Below are 22,986 nucleotides of genomic sequence, written 5' to 3'. Positions count from 1 at the left end.
GTTACAGTGAGGGAAGTACCTCACCCTTGTGCTGCTGACAAAAAGCAGAAAGTGATGCAGAAGTCCTTCCTTTTTTGACCAGAATACAGACGCGGACAGCCTGGCTGAGCAGGGCATCCGCTTTTTGCAACAGATTCTCCTCACTGCAAGCTTCACGATCAGCATCTCTGCGGCAAAGATCAATGAAACCAGCCTGACTCTCTTCATCGGTGTAAAGCACCATTTCGGCCTGCTGCATCAGTCGCAACGCTTTCAATGTCAGCATTTCAACATCTGTGCCTGTCTCTATAATGCATACCGTCCCTGTTGCCTGATTGTCTTGAGCCAGTAGCTGGACAAAAGCCGCTTCAAGCACCTCAACAGACTGGGCATTTTCTACCTGAGGCAAGCGGAAGAATAGCTCCCAAAAGTGTCTTCGTTTATCGACGGTATCGTAATGTTGTTTCAGGCGGTTTCTTTGTTTTCCAGCGAAATCTGCCAGAAGAGACAAGTTTTGCGCGAGCTGGGTTTCCAGCTTTTCTCTGAGGTAACGTACGAGTACCGGTGAAGCGCCACCACTGGATATGGCCACCTGAATGGGGGAGCGATCTATCATGGATGGGGTAATAAAATCGCAATGGGCAGGATCGTCGACGGCATTGACCCAAATTTTCTTCTGTTGGGCATCATGAAAGATACGCTTATTCAGTTCGCGATCATCCGTCGTTGTCCACACCTGATAATAGCCCCCCAGACTTCCCGGCTGGTAAGACTCTGCCAGCCAGCGCAGTTTTTGCTGGCTGGCCAGCTTTTGTAATGCAGGATGCAGGCGTGGTGATATCAGTGTGATTGCTGCTCCGGCCCGTAATAGAAGATCGACTTTACGGCAGGCCACTTCTCCGCCACCTATGACCAGTACAGGTTTGTTGTGTAATTGGGTGAAGACCGGAAAATAGTCCATATTCGCGTCCTTGCAATAAATCAGAAAAGTGCGGGCACCGAGTTCAGGGACATTAACCCGATGAACAATCGGATTCAAGTTCAGCCTGCTTCTGTTTGTTGTGGCAAGTGGCTGGATTACAGAGAAAAAGGTTTAGTCTGGTCGTATTACCTGCTATCACTATCACAATATAAGGTTGATAACTGAAATGGCTGTGATGAATATGGTTATCTGGTTTTAATACAAACAGCTGAAATTCATAGGGATAGGTGATTAGGGTATGACAAAGAATTCATTACCGTCGTCTGTTGTCAGTGCTGACTGGTTGCTGGAACATGCCGATGCGGAAAATATCGTGATACTGGATGCGAGCTGGTTTATGCCGGGCAGTGGCCGTGATGCCAGGGCAGAGTGGGAGAGTGAACGCATTCCAGGTGCTGTTTATTTCGATTTTGATAAAGAGATATGCGATAAGGACTCCAGCCTGCCGCATATGTTGCCCGGTGCAGAGCAGTTTGCCAGCCAAGTGGCGGAATTAGGTATCAGCAACAAAGACACTCTCGTTGTTTATGATTCTCACGGACTGTTCTCATCACCGCGCGTGTGGTGGATGTTTAAAGTGATGGGGCATGACAAGGTCGCGGTGCTGGATGGCGGATTGCCCGCCTGGAAAGCGGCCGGAGGCTCGGTAGAATCAGGTGCTGTTACTGAAGTGTCTGAAAAAGGGCAATTTTCTGCCAAGTTCAGATCTGAATGGGTGATGGATGCCCAGACATTGGTGGAAAAATTAACCGACCCTCAGGTTGTGGTGCTGGATGCACGCCCTGCAGCACGTTTTTATGCCCAGCAGCCAGAGCCGAGAGAAGGCATACGCAGTGGTCATATGCCGAATGCCAAGAGCCTCCCGTTTGGTCAGTTGGTGAAAGACGGCAGGTTAGTGCCGCAATCAATACTGAAACAACGTTTTGATGCGTTTTCAGAACACGATCAGCAGCTGATTTTCAGTTGTGGATCCGGGGTAACGGCGTGTATTCTCGCCCTTGCAGCTGATGTAGCCGGCCGGAAAAATCTGACTGTCTATGACGGTTCCTGGACGGAATGGGGCGCAGGCATGAAATACCCTGTGGTATCCTGATCGAGCTGTGGCTTACCTGAGTGATCAGGTAAGCCAGAGAGTGTGTATTGGTTAATGCACAACGGGAATGTAACCGCGATCATGCAGTAATTTCTGGCTGGTTTCAGACAGGAGATAATTGAGGAAGTCACGACCATCTGATGTGAGCTTTTTGCTTTTATAAAGCATGATGAAAGGGCGGGAGATTTGATACTGGCCCGACTCCAGGTTGGTCAGGCTGGGTGAAACACCTTCGAAATCCAGCGGTTTTACTGAATCATCAACAGAGCCGAGCGACATATAGCCAATGGCGTGCTTGTTTCTGGCAATCAGGCTTTTCACCATGCCATTGGTGTTAACCACCAGAGCTTTCGCATTGATATCAGAGACGCTTTTATCTCCGATAGTACGTGTCAGACCCATAAAATCTTCAAAAGAAAATCGTGAACCGGAAGCGTTCTCTCTGCTGACAACCGCTATGGGGAGGTCATCGCCACCGACTTGTTTCCAGTTGGTAATTTTCCCCTGATAAATACCCATAACCTGTTCTTTGCTCAGGGTGTCAATCGGGTTGTTCTTGTTGACCACCAGTGCGATACCATCATGAGCAATTAATGTGGTCGATACATCCGGACGTATTTCGTCGTCATTCAGAAATCGCGAACTCATTCCAAGCTCAGCAGCCTCTTGTTTGACTGCCGAAATACCAGCAGATGACCCAGTCCCTTGCACAGCAATGGAAGCATCAGAATGTTGCTGCTCATATTGTTCAGCTAATACTTCAAGTATATGACTGACAGATGTCGAACCGGATACGGTAACGGTTTTGGCATTAGCCTGAATGGGTAACAGGGTGATAACGGCCAATAAAGAAGCCAGGCGAAGCAACATTGCGTCTCTCCAAATTTGAACTACGGGGGTAGCCGCTATGGTATGACGAGGATATGACAGAATTGTGAATCTGAACTGAAGTTACTCGACACGACTTTTTTGTTCTTTTTCCTGATACATGGCGTTATCTGCTTTAGCGAGCAGTAAGTCCGGATCACTGAGATTACCAGGATGAAACGGGACAAGGCCGACACTGATACCTAATTTGAACGTATCTCTAAGCGCTTGAGTTTGTTCATAGAGCTGATCAAGCCATTCCTGGCTTTGATATTGGTCTTCACTGGGCAACAGAACAATGAATTCATCACCGCCTATGCGGTAGACCTGACTGCCGGTAGGTGAATGCCTGAAGATAATGTTAGCTATTTCAATCAGCACCAGATCTCCCTGGCGATGACCAAGACGGTCATTAACCTGTTTGAAGTTGTCTATATCAATGTAAGCCATAATGCCGCGATTAAGGTTAATCGCCATGTGATCAAATCGTCTGAAAAGTGAGCGTCTGTTCTGCAGCCTGGTCAGATCGTCTTGCAATGCCTGCCGGCTGAGTTCCAGCTCCAGTTGACGGGATTTAGCAATTTGCTGCCTGAGTTTTTGTATTAACTCGCGGCGTTGATGCAAGAGTTTAATGAAGCAGAAACACAGTAAAAAAACACCAATATTGCTGAACACATCATCGGTGCGTGTCAGCAACCAATGATTGGCAAGTTCCGGAATGTCATCAAGAAGATCGGCAATTACACCAATCCCGTAGGTACAGGCAGACAGAAGTAATAAAAACTTCATTTCTTTACTGGCGACTTCGCGGACCAGCAGGATAATCAGCACCAGTGTCAGGCTTGAAGTAACGGCATCCAGGTTACCTTGCATGGGGATAAAGGTGGTTATCAGTACCCCAAAACATACAAAAATTGTCAGCCCGACAGGCAATTGAGAGATCTTCTTCATAATTGACTAAAATATTATCACGATGATTTGTGTTGAGATAGCGCTATGTAGTAACAAATCGAGACATAGTCCGCATCCCGAAGCCTGCAGCGCAATCCATTACACTCTGTGATCTTGTGCTCATCCTGAATGCATCAAAAATGAAATCAATGATTGATCTATGTTGGTTGCCTACCCAGTTTGATATACCCTGTTTGTAACAAATTATGTATATTAACATACTTGTAACAATGTGTTTTTTACGGCTATTCTGTGGCTAGAATGAGATTTTTCAGCGCCACCCATTTCATTGCTACATCAGACCTTTTTGCCTCGAGGAAATGACCAATATGCTATCTATGGCGGCCAATAGTTTACCCAATAAAGCGCTGCTTGCTGAGCGGGTAGAGAAACTTATCCAGGCTCTGTCAAACGGGGTCTATGAAAGAGAGCATACCATTCGACTCTGTCTGTTGGCGGCACTGTCTGGTGAGAGTGTCTTCCTGCTTGGCCCTCCCGGAATAGCAAAGAGCCTGATTGCTAAGCGACTGATCGAAGCCTTTGATGGCAGCCGCTTCTTTGATTATCTGATGACGCGGTTTTCGACCCCGGAAGAAGTGTTCGGGCCTTTATCGATTCAGGAGCTCAAAGACCACGGTAAATATGTTCGTTTGGTTGATGGCTACTTACCCACAGCCGAAGTCGTTTTCCTGGATGAAATCTGGAAAGCGGGTCCTGCCATTTTGAATACGTTACTGACTGTCGTTAACGAGCGGACGTTTAAAAATGGTCAGGACACACTGAACGTACCAATGCGTTTGCTGATTACGGCATCCAACGAATTACCGGATGAAGACAGCGGTCTGGAAGCGTTGTACGACCGTATGCTGGTTCGTGTGTTCGTTAATCGCATACAGGAAAAACAAAATTTCAAAGCCATGTTGCTGGGCGAAGGCCCTGAGATGGCGAGTTTGCCCGCTGAGCTGAAAATTAAAGAAGAAGAATATCAGCAATGGCAGGCATTGATCGATCATATCCAGCTTGATGAGGCGACATTCGAAACCATTTATCAGCTGAAATCCATGATCGAGGAGAAAGTCGAATCGGGCAGCAGCGAGCTTTACATCTCAGACCGGCGATGGAAAAAATCGGTAAGGCTGCTCAAAGCCAGTGCTTTCTTCAATGGCCGGGACAGTATCAATCCGCTTGATTTGCTGTTGCTGCAGGAGTGTTTGTGGCACAGCCCGGAATCCCGACAGGATATCCGGGAGATCTTACGCGACTTTGCCGTTAACCAAGTCTTCGGACAGCAAGCCGCCACTCAGCAGGCCGATACGGCGCAGCATCAGATAGAGGAAGTCCACCAGGCGGTTGCCAGCAAGCTTAGTGTGGCATTCGGGCATGACACGCTGATGGGCAAGGAAAGATACAAGTACGATTTTTCCGGCGCCAAGCGGTATACGGTCAACAACAATCCGCGCATGATCAAACTGGTGATGCTGCAGCATAATCCTTCTGTTTCTGAACAGGAAACCGGCGATAGCCGCTGGGTGTATGTGGATGGTGATGAATTCGAGAAAAAGATCAAAGTAGGACAATGCGATATCTATGGCTTTGTTAATAAGAATACGCATTTATGCCGGCTGCATTTTGAGATTGATGCCACAGATCGCCTGGTGATCAAAGATATTGCTAACCGGAATGTGCTGGTCGGCATGGCCGGAGATTACGGCGTCAGCCAGGAACAGCTGGTTGGCTGGCAGCAAAAAGTCGAGCAAGCAACGGATGCCATCAGTGAGGCGGCTCATTTATTGAAACTGGCACGGAGCCGCTTTCACGGGGCATTACCGCACAACTTCGTTGACCCTGAATTTCCGGTGCTGATTGAACAAAGTCTGGCGACTGCAAGTGATGAAATTGCGACAATTCAGCGGCATTTGGACAAAAGTGCTATGCGGTTAACCCGCCTGACCGAATACTTCGCATAGCTGGGAGGAGACAATGCCAGTCACCGAAGGTATTAACCTGGCTCTGATGCTGACAGAGTCGGGTATCATTGAAAATGCAGTGAACGAACTGATGACCCGGCCACAGCTGATGATGGCAGCGGACTCCAGTCCGGGAATTAAGTCGTCTATGAAGCTGCAGGTCAGTAAGTGGCGCAGCTATGTGCAGCATCGCATCGCAAAAGTGGATGTGGCCGAGCGGTTCAGTCAGGAGCTGGCTTTATATCAAAAGGTTCGGCAATGGTCTGCGGACACTTTTATGGACAATGCAGAGCAGGTGGTCAGTGAGCTTGAAACGACGTCCGGTTTTTATTTTAAAGCGCGCCGATTGCTTGACCATGATCAGAAGAAACATAACCCTATGTTTCACAGCTACTTTTGTCATCAGTGGTATGAACATTTGCAAGTAGCACTCAAGAAAGCGCAGGAATCTGAGTTAGAGCATCATAAAGAAGCACTGTTGAAAGACCTGTATCAGCGCATTGAAACCATGCAGCAAATGGAAAAAGTCGATGAAGCAGGCGATGAAAAACGCGCTGGCCGGCTTTGGGATATGGCGAAAGCCAAACTGACCAAAACGGATGTGGAACGTTTAAAATCTATCGCAAGATTTCTTCAAAAAAATAATGAAATTCAGGAGATTGCTGACAAGTTAGGCCGAATGGCTAACGCGGTCGATGATCCGAATCAGGCCAGGGTTCAGACGGAAGAGCTGAAAATGGTCGAAGAAAAGAGTGACAACGTCACTGATGATATTGTAGGTGTGCATCCCAGCGATGATCTGGCGCGTTTACTGCCTAACGAGGCGATGTTTCTTGCCTATCCTGAGCTGGAGGTGGTGTTCTACAAGCACCTTGTTGATAAGCGTTTAATGAATTACAGAATGCAGGGTGCCCAGCGCAAACTGCGCAAAGTGAAAGCCTACAGGAAGCAAAGTAAGCAGGTTGAACAGGACAAAGGGCCGTTTATAGTTTGCATTGATGCTTCTGGTTCAATGTCCGGTTATCCAGAGCAGTGCGCGAAAGCGTTGGCTTACGGATTGATGCAGATTGCACTTGCCGATGACAGAGACTGTTATGTCATGCTGTTTTCTACCCAGCACATCACGTATGAGCTGACCCGGCAGGATGGCTTAAGTGAAGTGTTAAATTTCCTTTCTTATTCTTTTCATGGCGGCACAGATTTAACGCCTGTGTTGGATCAGTCTTTGATGCTGATGAGTGGCGATAAGTATAAAAATGCGGATCTCATTGTGCTGTCCGATTTTATTGCGCCGTCGCAATCGCCGGAGATGCAGGAGCGTGTGGCAAAACTGAAACAGCATAAGAATCGTTTCCATGCCGTTTGTCTGTCACGGTACGGCAACCCGGCTTTGATGGACATGTTTGATACGCACTGGTCTCACCATCCCTCGGCGCTTGGCCGACTTTTCTCTCGTCATATTCCCTGAGTTGCCAGCCGCTGTGCAGGCTGTCATGGCTCTGCACGGCTATCAATCCTACACCGAATTCTGTGCGCTATGCTTAAGGTGGTGGATAACCAACGCCTAAGAGTTCAGGTTTTCCTATCTGGTTCAGTCTGGTACACCTACTGGGAGCATGCGTCATGAAGCTGTTTTCCATTCTGACATTATGGCTGGCTGCGCTTTGGCCAATGTGTTCTCAGGCATCCGATGTATGGTTAATTGATATCAACGGCGGGATCGGACCTGCCGTCAGTGATTTTGTATCGCGTGAAATTAACCAGGCCCATGAAGAACAGGCTGCACTTATCGTGCTCAAAATGGACACACCTGGCGGTTTAGATACCTCTATGCGGGAAATCATCCGCGCTATCACAACATCTCCGGTTGCAGTGGCCACCTGGGTTGGCCCCTCAGGAGCCAGAGCGGCAAGCGCCGGGACGTATATTCTCTATGCCAGTCATATTGCTGCGATGGCACCGGGTACAAACCTCGGTGCCGCTACCCCTGTGTCCCTGACAGGCGGATCGCCAGGCGGGAAAAAAGACAATCCTTTTGATGACTCAGACGAGCAGGAATCGGCTGGGAAAGATGACGCAGCTCAACAATCAGAGCAAGGAACACAGCCAAGTGAGGAAGTAAAAGCTGAAACAGCGATGGAGAAGAAAGTGATTAATGATGCCGCAGCGTATATCACCAGCCTGGCTAAATTGCATGGCAGAAATGAAGTCTGGGCAGAGAAAGCGGTGCGGGAAGCGGCAAGCTTGGATGCCGAAGGGGCATTGAAAGAAAATGTCATCGATTTTATGGCCACAGATCTCGATGATCTGGTTAATCAGATCAATGGCCGTACCGTGCTTATTAACGGGGTACAGCAGACATTATCGCTGGAGAATGTCGCGTACGTAGAACGCGAACAGGACTGGCGGTTTAAGTTTCTTGCTGTCATTACCAATCCGAACGTGGCCTACATACTCATGCTGATAGGCATCTATGGCTTACTGTTAGAATTTTACAATCCCGGAGTGGGTTTACCTGGTGTGCTCGGCGGTATTTGCCTGATTCTGGCGATGTATTCGCTTCAACTTTTGCCCGTCAGTTATGCGGGACTGGGATTGATTCTTCTGGGGATCATTCTGATGGTGGCAGAGGCATTTAGTCCCAGCTTTGGCATATTGGGTTTGGGCGGTATCGTTTCCTTTGTTATAGGGTCTGTCATGTTGATGGATACCGAAGAACCAGGGTATCAAATTGCCGTCCCTTTGATTGTGGGTCTGACTGCCACTTCCGCGCTGTTTACTTTTGTCATTCTTACCTTATTGCTAAAAACCCGCCGTAAACCTGTTTCAACCGGGGTAGAAATGCTCCTTGGCGATCACGGTAAAGTGGTCAGTGGCTTTCCCGGAGAGGGGCGGGTGCTGGTAGAAGGTGAAATCTGGCAAGCCCGTTGTGATACGCCATTGCGGGTGGGTCAGGAAATTGTCGTTAAGCAAGTCGAAGGCTTGTGTTTGCATGTTGCGGCCAAAGAGAAGGAATAAACCATGATTACGTATTCCCTGGCAACCATCGTTGTGCTGGTACTCGTGCTGATTATCAGCATGTTCAGAGTACTGCGTGAGTATGAGCGTGCCGTCGTCTTTCTGTTGGGGCGCTTTTATGAAGTAAAAGGACCTGGGTTGATCATCATTATCCCAATCATTCAACAAATGGTTCGGGTTGACCTGAGAACAATTGTACTGGATGTGCCAACACAGGATCTGATCACCAAAGATAATGTATCGGTTAAGGTTAACGCTGTGGTTTACTTTCGGGTGATTGACCCCAAAATGGCGATCATCAATGTCGAAAATTATCTTGAAGCCACCAGCCAGCTATCCCAGACAACATTACGATCAGTGCTTGGTCAGCATGAACTGGATGAATTGCTGTCGGCAAGAGATGAACTGAATAAAGATTTGCAGGGCATTCTTGATATGCACACCGATAACTGGGGCATCAAGATAGCCAATGTTGAAATTAAGCATGTCGATCTGGATGACAGCATGGTGCGTGCATTAGCACGCCAGGCTGAGGCCGAACGTTCACGTCGTGCAAAAGTTATTCATGCGACGGGTGAGCTGGAAGCCTCTAAAAAGTTGATGGAGGCTGCCGAAGTGCTGAATAAAGCCCCGAATGCGATACAACTTCGTTATCTGCAGACATTGACTGAGATTGCCAATGACAGGACATCAACCATAGTATTCCCTTTGCCTATCGACTTAGTCGATAAAGTCAAAAATATCGTTAATAAGAATAATGAGTGAAGTTCTGAACAAAAATAACGATATTGCGTTAAGCGACTCCGCCCTGATTGGTTATTTTTAACTCAACTAAAATGGGCGGATTTTTTAAAAAGTGGATTTTGAGCTAAGAAAATGTAAACAAATAACTTTTTGCCCTGTATAAATTGAAATATAGCTTTAAGTTGTTATGATTTTGGACGCATAAAAGTGATGCAAGCAATTTGTGTTAATTAAGTCTAAGGAATAACAATGAAAAAAGTATTTGCAGTGGCAGTTTTCGCGGGCATGATGCCTTTCTCTCAAGCAATGGCTGACCAAGATATCGGTTGTGGCCTGGGCTCTATGGTTTTCGCTGGCCAAGAAGGCAAAGTATTTAAAGTACTGGGTGCGACAACGAACGGTACTTCAGGTAACCAAACTTTCGGTATCACTTTCGGCACACTGGGTTGTGACGGCAACGGCGTGATCACTTCTCAAGAAAAACTGGCTATGTTTATCGACGGTAACATGGATAACCTGGCTCGTGATATCGCACGTGGCGAAGGTGAAACGCTGGCAACTCTGACTGACGTTTGGGGCATGAGCGAAGAAGCAAAAGCGGAATTTAACGCGACTGCTCGTAATAACTATGCGTCTATCTTCGCTTCTGAAAATGTTACTTCTGCAGATGTTCTGGCTAACCTGAACACTATGGTTGCTGATCAGAATACGCTGGCAGCTTACGCTCTGTAATTTATTACAGGTGTGAACCGCTCAGATACAGCGCCAATGGGCGCTGTATCTTTTTCTAATCTGGTGCCTTGTTCATTCAACGCGCTTGACTGAACCTATTTGATCCCATCGATGTTTTCATGAAGTTCTGGTTATCTCTGCTCCCTCTCAGCGTTTTCAGCAGCACAGCTTTTGCGTATACCCAGCAAGATCTGGTGCATCTTTCCGCCTCTGATTATTGGCATACCCTGGGGCATTATCAGTCCGGAGTGACCGGCTCGTTCACAAGCCTGGTCGATTCGCCTTCTTTCTTTGTCAGTCCGCAGGGAAAAGATGATCCTCTGGCCGAGCTTAATGCCACCGTCGAGGGGTTTGAACGCGAAGCGAAACAGCCCGATAGCTCACCCAATGATCAGAGTTTGAGCTGCCGGTATCCGGCCCGTTTCCATTGGTTAAAACAAAAATTACATACAGATTGGCCAGTAGCCGTCTGCCCTGAGCAAACCCTCTGGAAGCAGGCGCTGAATCCCAAGGGGCTGACACTGGTCTTCCCGACAGCATTTATGAACAGCCCATCGTCTATGTTCGGGCATACTTTGCTGCGTGTTGATGCCAAAGATCAGAATCGAAACCGCGAATTAGTGGCCTTTGCCATCAATTTTGCCGCCACGCCAGAGAGCAATGACAATGCGTTTCTGTACGCGGCAAAAGGACTGTTCGGGAATTATCCCGGCACGTTCAGTGTCATGCCGTATTATCGCAAAGTGCGTGAATACAACGATTTAGAATCAAGAGATATTTGGGAATATGCACTAAATCTGGACGAGGAAGAAGTTCAGCAGGTGCTGCGCCATCTCTGGGAAATGAACGGTGTTGAATTTGACTACTATTTCATCGATGAGAATTGTTCCTATCAGCTGCTGGCACTGCTCGAAGCGGGCAGGGAAGGGCTGGATCTGACATCCGGTTTTGATTATCGGGCAATTCCATCAGACACAGTCAAAGTGCTCAGAGAAAACGGACTGATTGAAATTCCCAAATACCGGGCCTCTTTTGGTACACGTTTAATGCACTATGCTCAGCAACTGGATGATCAACAACTGCTGGCCGCCCGGGCTGCCATGACGGGCCAGTACCCGACTGAAGGTTCACTGAGCGAAAGAGCCGCCATTCTGGAAATGGCTTATGAGTGGCTCAACTTTGAATTTTATGATCAGGCGCTCGCCCGGGAAGACATTGCGCCTCAGTTACAGAAATTGTTGATTGCCAGAAGCAAGCTGAATACCTCATCGCCATTTTCTGAACCCGCAAGGCCTGCCGTATCGCCTGATGAAGGCCACAATTCAAGCCGGTTAGGATTGGGATACCGCTACAGCAATCATGGCGCCGATCAGGCGCTGCTGGAATGGCGAGTGGCCTATCATGATTTACTGGATAACGCTGGCGGTTACATTCCGGGGGCACAGATCAGCTTTTTCGACCTGCAGCTAGGGGTTGACCAGGATGGCGATGTGGATCTTAACCAGCTTTATCTGCTCGACGCCATGTCACTGGCGCCTGATTATCGGGTATTTGATTCCTTATCCTGGAATATCCGTGCCGGCTACGACCGGCAGCCAGATACTACCGGCTTGACTGGCCGGTACTTCATGCAGGGCGGGTACGGTAAATCCTGGGGAGATGCTAACCGTCTCCACGCTTATGCGCTAGTGTCGTCAGAGCTGAACTATTTTGATGCTCAGGGTGAGAACCTGTCGCTGGGGCTGGGGATGGAGTCGGGCTTGGTCTGGCAGGCTAACGAAGAGCATAAACTGGCCCTGTCCGCCCAGGGGTTGTATCAGTGGGATGCTATGCGCTGGCGTACGGAATCACAGGCAAGTTGGCACTGGGCGTTCAGCCAGCAGCTGGGATTACGCACCGAAGTTACCTATCAGCAGTGGCAACGTGATGAGCTGTCCTCCACATTGCGACTCTTTATCTATTTGTGATTGTCTATTTGTGATTGTCTATTTGTGATTGTCTATTTGTGACTGTCTGCTGTGATTGCCTATAGTGATAACGCCTTGCGGTTGTTTGCCGCAGGGTGTTTTTACCGGTAATCAGCTCGTTCTTCTTTGACTGTTCACCGCATGTTTCTGCACTCAGTATGCAGTGAGCCGGACTGTGAGATTTATCAGCGTAATGTGATAATTTTGCTACCATAAAATCCGTAAACCCATTATTCTTGGCGCCGCTTGATTCCAGTGCTAGTAACTACGTTCGTACAACCTGTTTTTTTACTCATTTTTGAACGTCATTTTTTGCTAAACATTGGGATGTACATACATATGATCACCGCATCAATCGCCATATTGCTGGGTTTTGCTCTTCTAGTCTGGAGTGCAGATAAATTTGTCGACGGGGCTGCGGCCAGTGCCGGTCATCTGGGTATGCCGCCATTGCTTATCGGCATGGTTATCGTGGGCTTTGGCACTTCGGCGCCCGAAATGGTTGTCTCTGCCATGGCGTCCATCGACGGTAAACCGGATCTGGCGCTCGGGAATGCCCTTGGTTCCAATATTGTCAATATCGGTCTGATTCTGGGTATTACGGCACTCATCGCGCCTATTGCCGTTCATTCAAACATCATCAGAAAAGAGCTTCCGCTCCTTGTCCTTATCGGTATCCTCGCAGGTATTCTGCTCTGGGATGGTGAGCTGACGCGCGTTGAAGCGGTTGTCTTGCTGATTGGATTTTTTGGCTTGATTGGCTGGTCTATTTATTCTGCTTTGAGAGGTAAAGGCGATGCGCTGGAAGCAGAAACCGAAAGCGAGCTGAAAGCACATGCAATGCCGTTAAAGAAAGCTGTCATGTGGTTGCTAATCGGTTTAGTACTTTTGGTGGTAAGCTCCCGAATTCTGGTTTGGGGCGCAGTGAGCATTGCTCAGTCACTTGGTGTCAGTGATTTGATAATCGGTCTGACAATTGTGGCTCTGGGGACGTCATTACCTGAACTGGCGGCTTCTGTGGCTGCGGCACGCAAAGGCGAACACGATATCGCTATTGGTAATGTTGTTGGTTCAAATATGTTCAATATACTGGCAGTTATTGGTATCGCTGGGGTTATTTCTCCGATCAGCGGCATTGGCATTGAAGTGTTTGCCCGTGACTGGGCCGTCATGATGGGACTGACCATTGCCCTGGTTGTGATGTGCATGGGCTTCCGCGGACCGGGTCGCATCAACCGCTTTGAAGGTTTATTGCTACTGATTGCCATCGTCGCCTATAACTTATTTTTATTCAGCACTGTAGCTGGCTGATTATTTTACAGGCAGCAAAAAGAGAGGGGGCGATTAAGCCCCCTTGGTTTTTCTTCTATCGACTTTCCCGTCAAAAGTGATCTTTCTTCGGTCTTACTGCCTGTATTTTGTATGCATTGGACTGAAAATGAGAGTTCACAGAGGATTGTATTCAATTCTCTGCTGTCTTATTTATCATTACTTAAAAAGTCGTCCATGATTGGTTTGGATAATTTTCTATCTGAACCAAGTAAGTATCTCTTTGGAAAACCTTCATTTGAGAGAATAAGGACGTTAACAATGCGAAAAACCCTCGTTCATACGGCAATTGCATTGGTATTGGCGAGCCCAGTATCGGCCTATGCGATTGACTGTACAGCTTTGCCTGTCTGGGCAAGTGGAACTCCATATAACGGAGGGACACAAGTACAGCATCTTGATAATGCCTATCAGGCAAATTGGTGGAGCCAGGATAAGGATCCCGTTCAGTATTCTGATCCCTACGAAGAATGGTCTTTGCTGGGTGTGTGTGATGCACCAGACGGTAATCAGCCCCCGACAGTGACTTTGACGTCACCGTTGAATAATGCTCAGTTTGGTGTCAACCAAGCGATTTCTTTGACCGCCAATGCGGCGGACAGAGATGGTCAGGTGATTGACGTCACGTTTAAAGTGGACGGCAATACCATAGGCATTGATGATACCGCCCCGTATTCAGTGCCGTGGAATACGGTTGAAGGTAGTCATTCTGTCACCGTCGTGGCAGCCGATGATAAAGGGGCGAGCCGAACCGATTCCGTGACTATCACCGTGGTGGCCGAAGGTAACAACCAACCCCCTAGTGTGGCACTGACGAATCCGACGACCGTATCACAAATCAAGGAAGGTGACGTTGTCACTATTAGCGCTGATGCCTCGGATCAGGATGGCACAGTGACTTCCGTTGAATTTTATGTGGATGACCAGCTGGTGGGGACAGCAAGTTCTTCGCCCTTTGAATCTGTCTGGTCTGCCACCGCGGGCAGCCACGAATTTAAGTCGAAAGCCACAGACGATAATGGTGCGGTGACCTGGAGCTCAGTGGTTACTGTCGCGGTTTCCGGTGCTACCGGTGGCGGCTGTGCTGGCGTACCTGTCTATCAGGCTGGCACCAGTTATCAGGTGGGTGATCTGGTTCAAAGTGCAAATTACAAATATAGCTGTGATGTGGCGGGCTGGTGTTCGTCAGAATCGGCCTGGGCCTACGAACCGGGCACCGGCCTTTATTGGACCGATGCCTGGACAGAGCAGGGAATATGTGCGGTTGTGCCGACTGTCACCTTTAGCTCTCCGTCCGATAATGCGACCGTTCTGAACGGTGACGTTGTCACGCTATCTGTCGATGCAACAGATGCTGATGGCTCTGTGTCGCAAGTGGAATTCTTTGCGGCTGGACAAAGCTTAGGCATCGATACGTCAGCACCCTACAGTGTTACATGGACAGCGACAGGAACAGGGTCTGTCAGTTTGTCGGCTGTGGCAACAGATAATGAAGACAATCAGGGCAGTGCGGGCGTTCTGGTCAATGTCAGTGACGAACCATTGGTTGTCACCCTGACATCACCATCATCCGGCACTGCTGTTGGCTTAGGAAAGGCTGTTGTTGTGTCTGCTGATGCAGCATCACTGAACAGCACGGTGAGCAGTGTTGATTTCCTGGTCAATGGTGCGGTGATGGCCACTGACACTAGCTCCCCATACAGCACCCACTGGGCGCCAGGCGCTGTGGGTAATTACACAGTCTCTGCGAGGGCAACAGATGCAACCGGACTGGCCGTTACATCTGCCGCCTCGACCGTCAAGGTGCTTCAGCAGTCAGCCAAAACCCATAAGCTGATTGGTTACTGGCATAACTTTGTCAATGGCGCGGGTTGTCCTATCAACCTCAGCGAGATGTCAGATGCATGGGATATCATCGATATTGCCTTTGCGGAGAACGATCGTAACAGCACGGGCACTGTCCATTTCAATCTGTACAGTGGTGATATGCACAGCAGCTGTCCGGCGCTGGATCCTCAGAAATTCAAACAGGACATGGCCGCACTTCAGGCCCAGGGTAAGAAATTTGTCTTGTCTCTTGGTGGCGCCGAAGGAACCATTACCCTCAATACGGATTCCGATGAGCAGCATTTTGTCAGCAGCCTGACTGCGCTGATCAACGAATGGGGATTTGACGGGCTGGACATTGACCTTGAAAGCGGCTCCAATCTGGTTCACGGCTCTCAGATTCAGGCCCGTCTGCCTCGTGCGCTGAAGCAGATTGAAGCGAATATGGGCGGTGACATGTACCTGACCATGGCTCCTGAACATCCGTATGTGCAGGGAGGTATGGTGGCGTATTCCGGTATCTGGGGCGCTTACATTCCATTGATTAATGCACTGCGCGATACCTTGGATCTGCTGCATGTGCAGTTATATAACAATGGTGGTTTGCCAAACCCATATCTGTCAGGTGCGGCGCCAGAAGGCTCGGTGGACATGATGGTGGCACAGTCCAAAATGTTGATCGAAGGATTCACGTTAGCCAATGGCGAGCAGTTTGCGCCACTGCGTGATGATCAGGTCGCCATAGGTCTGCCGTCCGGGCCCAGCTCTGCCAACTCAGGTCAGGCGCCGACTCAGAATATTCTGGATGCGTTAGACTGCCTGACTGTCGGTACGCATTGCCAGACTGTGGTTCCGGCGTTTAATTACAGCAATTATGCCGGGGTCATGACCTGGTCAATTAACTGGGATAAACACGACGGTTATAACTTCTCCGGCCCGGTAGGTGCCAAGCTGGATGCGATGAACGCGCAGTAACATATGCCTTATGGCTTTAAATGAAATACGGGCTGCCGCTGGCAGCCCGTATTGTTTGTTGTCTACCTGACTCGTTCTCTATACCGGCAATGTTTGTTTAGTAAGCTTTTACGTCCGTCACAAACCCTTTGGGTTTGAGGGCCAGAATGGAGCATTTAGTGTTCTGGATAATGTCTTCGGCAGTATTTCCCATAATAAATCCGGGTATGCCCGATCTGGCAACTGTTCCCATAATCAGCAACTCAATGCCTTCGCTTTCAATGATGGCCGGGATGCACTTCTGCGGAAGACCTTTGGGGTGGAATTCTTTCACTGGTCCGCCAATACCAGATAGCGTGATCAGCGCTTTCAGTCCATGAATATGTTTTTGTTCCGCCTCTTTGATGGATTGCTGAAGTTCTTGCTCAGGCACATGAATAAACGGGTTGCCGGCAATTTCTTCGTACGGGAAATCCCAGCAGGAAATGATGTTCAGGCTGCCGTCACAGTTGTCTGCCAGTGATCGGGACAACTGGAGCAGCATCAGATCCAGATCTGTTTCTTCTCTGCTATCGTTTTCAGCATCAATAGCAACGGCAACATGGACCTTCTTCTGCGCATGCGTAATGGGACGGCATAGCCAGACCGGGCAGGGGCACTGCCGGAGTAATTCCATATCAATCGCTTTCAATCCAGTTTCACACTGATTGAAACTGGCGGATTTGATCACCATGTCATAGTTGTCTCTGAGTACATGCTGAATAATAAGTGTGGAGGGTTTTTTGCTGCTTTCCGCCAGAATGATCGGCATCACAGATTGTTCAGACAGAGACAATGCTGATTTTGCCTGCGCAAGCTGCAGTTTCGTGTTTTCAATGAGTGCTTGTTCCCAATTTCCCTGATAATTACCCAGTGACTCAGGCAATTCAGGATAAATAATCAGCACAGTCAGGGTGCAGTGGTGAGCCTGTGACAGGCTTAGCGCCTGCTTCAATCCATCCAATTCATCCTGCACACCATCACTGATAAAGAGCAAGTTTTCAAATCGACGCATAAGCATGATCTCCGGTGCTTACAGAGGTGTATTGTTAGCCTAGACCAAAGTACCGGGGTTGAGTGCATCTGGTTGATAATAACCGACGGTATAAAAATTGTGCTTTAACTACTTATGGTTATAACGAAACCTGCTTTCTTAGTGTGATTAGGTATTTTTATCTGCAGTGGTGCTTAAACAATAATGAGCGTCAGGAAAGATAAAAGCAGTAATGACTCAGATGGAAAAGACAAAGAAATGGGTAGCACTGGTATTGCTGCTGACATTAGGCGCAACAGTGACAACGGGCGGCTGGAGCGCTTTGCTGAGCCTGATGGCTTTTTCGCTGCTTTTTTATCAGGTTGCCACAAGAGCCTGGTCTGGAAAAAGACGCAGCAGCGAACAAGAATCGGCACCGCAATGGGATACCGACTAAGTCATCAGACGGCCCCGAGCAATATAGCAAGCAGTGAACCAAGGCCAATAATTAACCACAGCATCACACCCAATAACAGCGGTTTGAAACCGGCCGCACGCAGTTTCTGTACTGTAATTCCCGCCCCAATCATAAATAAGCACACCACCAACAGGCGTTTCGAGAGGGCGAATATCCCCTGATACAGCTCAGAGAATTGGGGAAGCCAGTGTGCCGTCAGCATGGCAATACAATAGAAGACGATGAACATTGGCACGGTGAGCTTTTTCTTTTTCCCCCGAAACATCAGAGCACTGATAAACGCGAGCGGGATAATCCACAAGGCTCTGGCTAATTTGAGCGTGGTAGCTGTTTTTAACGCCTCGTCGCCATAAGCCCCGGCAGCGCCCACCACTGAGGAGGTGTCATGAATGGCAATGGCAGCCCAGACACCAAACTCATGTTGCGTCATATCCAGCAGATGGCCAACAGAGGGAAACAAGAAGAGTGCTGCTGAGTTCAGTATGAAAACCGTCGCCAGTGCCAGCGAGGTCTGATGGCTGTTAGCGCCTATTGCCGGAGAAACTGCCGCGATTGCGCTACCGCCGCAAATTGCTGTGCCGGAAGCAATCAGATGTCCTGTTTTGCTGTCTATCTTCAGCCATCGGGTGAGTAACCATCCCATGGCTAAAGTCACGACAATGGACGCCACAATGAGCCCTAAACCGGCCTTGCTCGCTGCAATCGCAACATCAAGCTGAATGCCAAACCCCAGACCGATGATCGCCATCGACAGCAATTTCTTTGTGATGGCAGCGACAGGAATATCGGCAGGGACAAGTCCTAAGGTGGCGAGCGAGAAACCCAGAATCAGCGCCACCGGGGAGTTGATGAATGGCATCAGGCAAATCAGCGCACTAAGCCAGAAAAGTGGATAGCGCGTTAACTGTTGTTTCAGTAAGGCAGGTTGGAACAGCATCTTTCTACAGCACACAGAAAATGAGAGCTGAAGTATACCTCTTCTTGGTAGTGAATATGACTGAAAATTTCAGTCATTAAGGCGTGTTATCTGTTCGGGGTGACTGAATGGTGTGCTGAAATCACGCTTACTTTTTGACCCACAGGCCGCTTGGGCTTTGATAAAAATGGCCGCTTTCGGTTTTTTCTATCGCTTTTTTGTACGCGAGTCGGCTTACTTCGGGCAATGTCAGACCGTGTGATACGGCGATACGCTGGTAACTTTCTTTTCGTTCACTGTTTACGGTTTGAATCAGCTGGCGCACTTCCGCTGAAGGTGACGGTGCCAAAGCGGCTATGTAGCCATTGTTTGCTTCACCGACTAAGCCTTGTGCTTTCGCTTGTTGTAAATCGAGCGCGAATGCATGTGCGCAAAACAGCAACATTGCCAGGTAAGTCAGTATGCGTTTCATAACAGGCGCTCCGCCTTGTCAGAAGACATCATCGTCACTGAAAAGATCATCGATTTCCTTATCCACTTTAATCCTGATTTCATGTTCAATTTTCACGTTCAGATTAACTTCTATCGGCTTGTCAGACGCCGCAACCTGTACAGTAGGCGTGCATCCGACCAAACCAGAAGTCATTAATAAGAATATCACTGCGAAACAGCCTGTCATACAGTAATACTTAAACTGAATATCCATGGGCGTCGACCTTTTCAAGTCATTTGCAATAAATTCAGCGCAAAAGTCTAATTTTCAAGACCAAGCTGCTTCACAAAAATCCGCTCAAACTGAGAAGTATTTATCGTGTTGAGCGTTTTGATCAGTGCTGGTATATCGTCTTCAATGTTCAGATTGATGTTGACCGGTCTTCCATTCTGAAAGTGAGGATTCCGGCCTTTGAACCTGGCACTAGCATTTAATTGACCCTCTTTGGAATAGTCTATATCAACCGCAAGAGAGTCGTATTGATAATTTCTGAGAATCCTGGTGATCACTTTGAGGCTATTTTCGCCTCCGGCTCTGACGTTATCATCGATACTTGCCCCTTCTTTATATCTCAGAACGCCACCCGGACTTCTTGAAAATAAAGCACCTTTTTCAATGACGGGATTTCCGTTCACAATGCGGATCGGCAGTAATCCATCCAGGGCCCCCGTTAACTCAACATCTTCGGGGTTAAATAAATCCATTAATTTCTTAAGATTGAGACTCTGGATACGCAAGGGAATCACGTCAATATTGGTCAAAGAATGGCTCACTACGTTGCGGGTACTTAGCTGACCACCAAGCACCTTGGCGGTTGCTCTGTGCAGCGTATAGAGAGGCTCATCTGTGTTGAAATGAAAGCTGGCTGTGACGTCCTGAAACAAGGTGCCGAAGTGGAGCCAACTGGCGTGAACAGTCAGCGGTTGACGGCTCCGTACCGCATTGTTGGTCACCTGGCTGGTCAATGACACATTCAGATCGGCAAAGTGGGTGTCTTTGATATGCCCGCTTAAATGTGTTGTGAAGATATCCAGCGTGCCAGACCAGAGAGCATTCTTATATTTCAGATCGGCGCGGAGACTCACGCTGCCATTATGCAGATCAGCACTGACAGGCAGCGGCGCGAGGTAGTACTTTTGCAGGCTCTGTTTTGCGGAAAAAGAAATGGGCTTTTGTGCTATCTGAATACGGCTGATATGACTTTTCCACTCCTGAGTGAATGAAAAATCTAACCATGGCTGACTTTGCGCGGTACTAAGCAGGCCGGTTATTGCGAGTGCGTCTGAATTGAGTGTCAATTTACCCTGGTTGCGGATGACAGGCAGCGCCTGGTTATTCACATTAAGCGCCAGTTGTGTCGAATAATCGCTGGCCAGTTTCCATGCCTGAGCGTTTTTCTCTGCCCTTAGCCCGTTTAACGTGATCGTGAGATTACCGTCAAATTGCTGTACGGGGAGAGAACCTTGATCCTTTCTCGGCTTAGTGTCTGTAGTCATAGTGCGTAAGCTGCTGAATGCCGCATTCAGTGTGGCCGGTGCTTCTCCGACATTGAGCAGCCACAGTTGGGGTGACTTCGCTGATGCTGGTGAAAAGAGATTGTCCAGCTGAATGGCTGTGTCGGGTATATCTATGCGTACCTGACTTAAGCGGTTTTGTTTTTGAGCAGCATAGTCAGGCAAGACGATCGTTTCTGCGCTGAGCCGGGTGTTTTCCAGATTCAGTTTGAGTGCGTTGCCAGTGCTTTGTATGTCGATGCGCTGTAATAACTGCAGATGACTGATGTTGAGTGGGTCGAGTTCAAGAAGAGGTGCCTGCGCGGTAAGCGTATTGGTGCTGCGGCATTGAGGCCAAGCGCTTTGTGTCTGCTGGTCCGGTATGGTTAGCGATACTTGGCAAGAGAGGCTGTGTATCACAATTTGTCCCCGCGCTGCCGGGCTGTCAACGCCTATGTCTAACTGCTCCGGGCTTATTAACCTTAACTGTGCCTGTTGCTGATCAAGCGACAGGGCCCAACTCCAGATACCGTCATGGTTTAACGCGATGGCACTATAATCGTTTGGCCCGCTGTGCTGATGTGAGCGGGGTAAGCTGAATTGAATGCTGGCGGGTGCTCTTATCTCAATCGCATAATGCCAAACCGGCGAGAGCGAATCTGGCTCAGAGGCTGAATCAGGCTGGTGATCTTTTCTCTCTGGTTGCCTTTTCTCAGGTCGACTTTTCTTTAGTTGCTTTTTTTGGGGTTGATTAGTTTCTGTCAGTTTTGCCACAAAGGCAGCCTGTTGTTGATTCGGATCAGGCAGCACTATGGACTGGATGGCAAAATAATTTATCACTTTGGTGACGTTGTCACTTTTGCAGTTGAGAGATTGCGGCATGTCTGACGTCAATTGCCAGCTGGCATGACAGCTGACTAAATCAACGCCAGGAGGACTCGCTGGATCAGCATCAGTGAGCTGTACAGTAAAAACAGCCGGTTTGTTTTCAGAAGCCATAAAGTGGCTGGTAACAGGTAATAACGTATTTTTGGCAGTTTGCACCTTTCCCTCTAATTCAAATCGTGTGTTTTCTGTCTCTTGCTGAAAAGCAAATCTGGTCTGCGACAAGTAATCGACGATTGTCATTGAGGCGACTTCAATGTGTTTAACCGGAGCCTGAAACAGCAGGCGAGTGATGTGCCCGAGGTGGGGAAAGTCGGTTGATGCTGAGGCCTGTTGTTGAGACAGGAATGGCGCAGGATCCCAGTGTAACGTTTTAATGCGCAGATCGAGTGAGTTCAGCGGCGATAATAAATCGACAGCCAGGGATAACTGGTGAACCCCATCCGGTTCAGACTGATCTGACGCTGCTGTTACTGGCGCAATTACTGGCGCAATGTGATCAATAGAGACCGAAAAGGGCTGCGTGCCATCCTCTGCCGGCAATAAGGCAAAAGAAAGTGCCTTGAACGTGACGGGGTAACTATTCTTGAGCTGATTATCGTTGCGGAAGTTATCTTTGCGATCGCCATCTTTGATGAAAGCGGCCAACGGCGGCTGAATATCGCCACGCCCGATCGTACCACTGAGCTGGAGTTTCGGTGTTGTTGTGACGCCAATACTGATGTTATGTAAAGACTGCTGATAGGCTGCTTCCGATGATGGCGTAGCCAGTATTGCATCAGCAAGAGCGGCAGTAATAACGAACCGTCCTTCGGTCAGTGCTCCCTGCGTCAGCAGCTTTACCTTATCGAAAGTAGCGATGTCAGCGCTGAGCCCATTTTCAAGTAAAGCCTTGCGCAGTGCCGGCGGAATCACGACTGTCAGCCTGTCGGCCTGAACTAACCAGCCGGCAGCAAGAGAGTCCTGAGGGGAGTCCGGCATGTTCGGCTGTTGTTCTCCAGCGTAGCGGTGCAACAGCAAAACGTTATTCAGCACAAACTCATTATCTTTGATCTTGATACTTAGTTTTTTAACCGAGAGGCCTTGCTGCGACAGGCTGATGCCAGAAACAGATCCTAATTGAATCCCTTCACCGGCTAGCCAGAAAGTCACACCTACGGCTAAAGTGGCTAAGGCGCAGGTGGCGAATACAAAGACCCATAGCAGGCTCCGTCGAATCCGGCGAAGAATACCTGGTGAAGAAGAAGCTTGTGCGCTGTCATTATGTTTAGCTGTTGGCATAAAGGCTCAAGCGAGTAT

At 48.6% G+C, this 22,986-nt stretch carries 18 protein-coding genes; 10 read left to right on the top strand and 8 right to left on the bottom strand.

The annotated features are described in order from the left end of the window. Position 1: 1 nt before the first annotated feature. Positions 2 to 940, bottom strand: a complete 939-nt coding sequence (locus tag P0Y67_RS07395) for a precorrin-2 dehydrogenase/sirohydrochlorin ferrochelatase family protein (protein ID WP_237795556.1) — start codon at positions 938 to 940, stop codon at positions 2 to 4. Between the two features lie 259 nt (positions 941 to 1,199). On the opposite strand from P0Y67_RS07395, the gene sseA reads away from it, so the two are divergent. Beyond that, entirely contained in the window at positions 1,200 to 2,054 is an 855-nt protein-coding gene (gene sseA / locus P0Y67_RS07390; protein WP_342391367.1) for a 3-mercaptopyruvate sulfurtransferase, read from the top strand. Between the two features lie 51 nt (positions 2,055 to 2,105). Here the strand turns inward: sseA and P0Y67_RS07385 are convergent, their stop codons facing one another. Both P0Y67_RS07385 and P0Y67_RS07380 read right to left on the bottom strand, forming a co-directional pair. After that, positions 2,106 to 2,924 carry a phosphate ABC transporter substrate-binding protein gene (locus P0Y67_RS07385; protein ID WP_342391366.1) on the bottom strand — a complete coding sequence of 273 codons (819 nt, stop codon included), beginning with the start codon at positions 2,922 to 2,924 and terminating at the stop codon, positions 2,106 to 2,108. An 81-nt stretch (positions 2,925 to 3,005) separates the two neighbouring features. Then, positions 3,006 to 3,872, bottom strand: a complete 867-nt coding sequence (locus P0Y67_RS07380; RefSeq protein ID WP_342391365.1) for a GGDEF domain-containing protein — start codon at positions 3,870 to 3,872, stop codon at positions 3,006 to 3,008. A gap of 329 nt (positions 3,873 to 4,201) precedes the next feature. Here P0Y67_RS07380 and P0Y67_RS07375 point away from each other — a divergent pair, with 329 nt between their 5' ends. From P0Y67_RS07375 to P0Y67_RS07340, 8 genes are all read left to right on the top strand, one after another. Further along, complete coding sequence (locus P0Y67_RS07375) at positions 4,202 to 5,839, top strand: ATPase RavA domain-containing protein (RefSeq protein ID WP_342391364.1); 1,638 nt, start codon at positions 4,202 to 4,204, stop codon at positions 5,837 to 5,839. Positions 5,840 to 5,852: 13 nt separating this feature from the next. Beyond that, on the top strand, positions 5,853 to 7,307 hold the full coding sequence (gene viaA, locus P0Y67_RS07370) for an ATPase RavA stimulator ViaA (protein ID WP_342391363.1): 1,455 nt from the start codon (positions 5,853 to 5,855) through the stop codon (positions 7,305 to 7,307). Positions 7,308 to 7,462: 155 nt separating this feature from the next. Beyond that, positions 7,463 to 8,857: an NfeD family protein gene (locus P0Y67_RS07365; protein ID WP_342391362.1), complete on the top strand. Its 1,395-nt coding sequence runs from the start codon at positions 7,463 to 7,465 to the stop codon at positions 8,855 to 8,857. Between the two features lie 3 nt (positions 8,858 to 8,860). Next, on the top strand, positions 8,861 to 9,622 hold the full coding sequence (locus P0Y67_RS07360; RefSeq protein WP_342391361.1) for a slipin family protein: 762 nt from the start codon (positions 8,861 to 8,863) through the stop codon (positions 9,620 to 9,622). A gap of 228 nt (positions 9,623 to 9,850) precedes the next feature. After that, positions 9,851 to 10,333: a DUF3015 domain-containing protein gene (locus tag P0Y67_RS07355; RefSeq protein ID WP_027251347.1), complete on the top strand. Its 483-nt coding sequence runs from the start codon at positions 9,851 to 9,853 to the stop codon at positions 10,331 to 10,333. A 119-nt stretch (positions 10,334 to 10,452) separates the two neighbouring features. Next, a complete protein-coding gene (locus P0Y67_RS07350) occupies positions 10,453 to 12,300 on the top strand; it encodes an Lnb N-terminal periplasmic domain-containing protein (protein ID WP_342391360.1) in 1,848 nt (615 codons plus the stop codon). A gap of 339 nt (positions 12,301 to 12,639) precedes the next feature. Further along, positions 12,640 to 13,611 carry a calcium/sodium antiporter gene (locus P0Y67_RS07345; protein WP_342391359.1) on the top strand — a complete coding sequence of 324 codons (972 nt, stop codon included), beginning with the start codon at positions 12,640 to 12,642 and terminating at the stop codon, positions 13,609 to 13,611. 279 nt (positions 13,612 to 13,890) lie between these two features. After that, a complete protein-coding gene (locus P0Y67_RS07340; RefSeq protein ID WP_342391358.1) occupies positions 13,891 to 16,431 on the top strand; it encodes an Ig-like domain-containing protein in 2,541 nt (846 codons plus the stop codon). A 97-nt stretch (positions 16,432 to 16,528) separates the two neighbouring features. Here the strand turns inward: P0Y67_RS07340 and P0Y67_RS07335 are convergent, their stop codons facing one another. Beyond that, complete coding sequence (locus tag P0Y67_RS07335; protein ID WP_342391357.1) at positions 16,529 to 17,464, bottom strand: universal stress protein; 936 nt, start codon at positions 17,462 to 17,464, stop codon at positions 16,529 to 16,531. A gap of 220 nt (positions 17,465 to 17,684) precedes the next feature. On the opposite strand from P0Y67_RS07335, the gene P0Y67_RS07330 reads away from it, so the two are divergent. Continuing rightward, complete coding sequence (locus tag P0Y67_RS07330; protein WP_161446550.1) at positions 17,685 to 17,879, top strand: hypothetical protein; 195 nt, start codon at positions 17,685 to 17,687, stop codon at positions 17,877 to 17,879. 4 nt (positions 17,880 to 17,883) lie between these two features. Here P0Y67_RS07330 and P0Y67_RS07325 read toward each other — a convergent pair whose 3' ends face one another. The 4 genes from P0Y67_RS07325 to P0Y67_RS07310 all read right to left on the bottom strand — a co-directional run bounded on the left by P0Y67_RS07325 (position 17,884) and on the right by P0Y67_RS07310 (position 22,968). Continuing rightward, positions 17,884 to 18,837 carry a YeiH family protein gene (locus tag P0Y67_RS07325; protein ID WP_342391356.1) on the bottom strand — a complete coding sequence of 318 codons (954 nt, stop codon included), beginning with the start codon at positions 18,835 to 18,837 and terminating at the stop codon, positions 17,884 to 17,886. 127 nt (positions 18,838 to 18,964) lie between these two features. Then, on the bottom strand, positions 18,965 to 19,288 hold the full coding sequence (locus P0Y67_RS07320) for a YdbL family protein (RefSeq protein ID WP_027251338.1): 324 nt from the start codon (positions 19,286 to 19,288) through the stop codon (positions 18,965 to 18,967). An 18-nt stretch (positions 19,289 to 19,306) separates the two neighbouring features. Next, complete coding sequence (locus P0Y67_RS07315; protein ID WP_446728808.1) at positions 19,307 to 19,522, bottom strand: YnbE family lipoprotein; 216 nt, start codon at positions 19,520 to 19,522, stop codon at positions 19,307 to 19,309. A 47-nt stretch (positions 19,523 to 19,569) separates the two neighbouring features. Beyond that, on the bottom strand, positions 19,570 to 22,968 hold the full coding sequence (locus P0Y67_RS07310; RefSeq protein WP_342391355.1) for an intermembrane phospholipid transport protein YdbH family protein: 3,399 nt from the start codon (positions 22,966 to 22,968) through the stop codon (positions 19,570 to 19,572). Positions 22,969 to 22,986 lie beyond the last annotated feature (18 nt).

Source organism: Photobacterium sp. SP02, assembly GCF_038519165.1.
Taxonomy (GTDB): Bacteria; Pseudomonadota; Gammaproteobacteria; order Enterobacterales; family Vibrionaceae; genus Photobacterium; species Photobacterium halotolerans.
The sequence above is the reverse complement of the archived record's forward strand: the minus strand, read 5'-3'. Positions and strand labels throughout refer to the sequence as shown.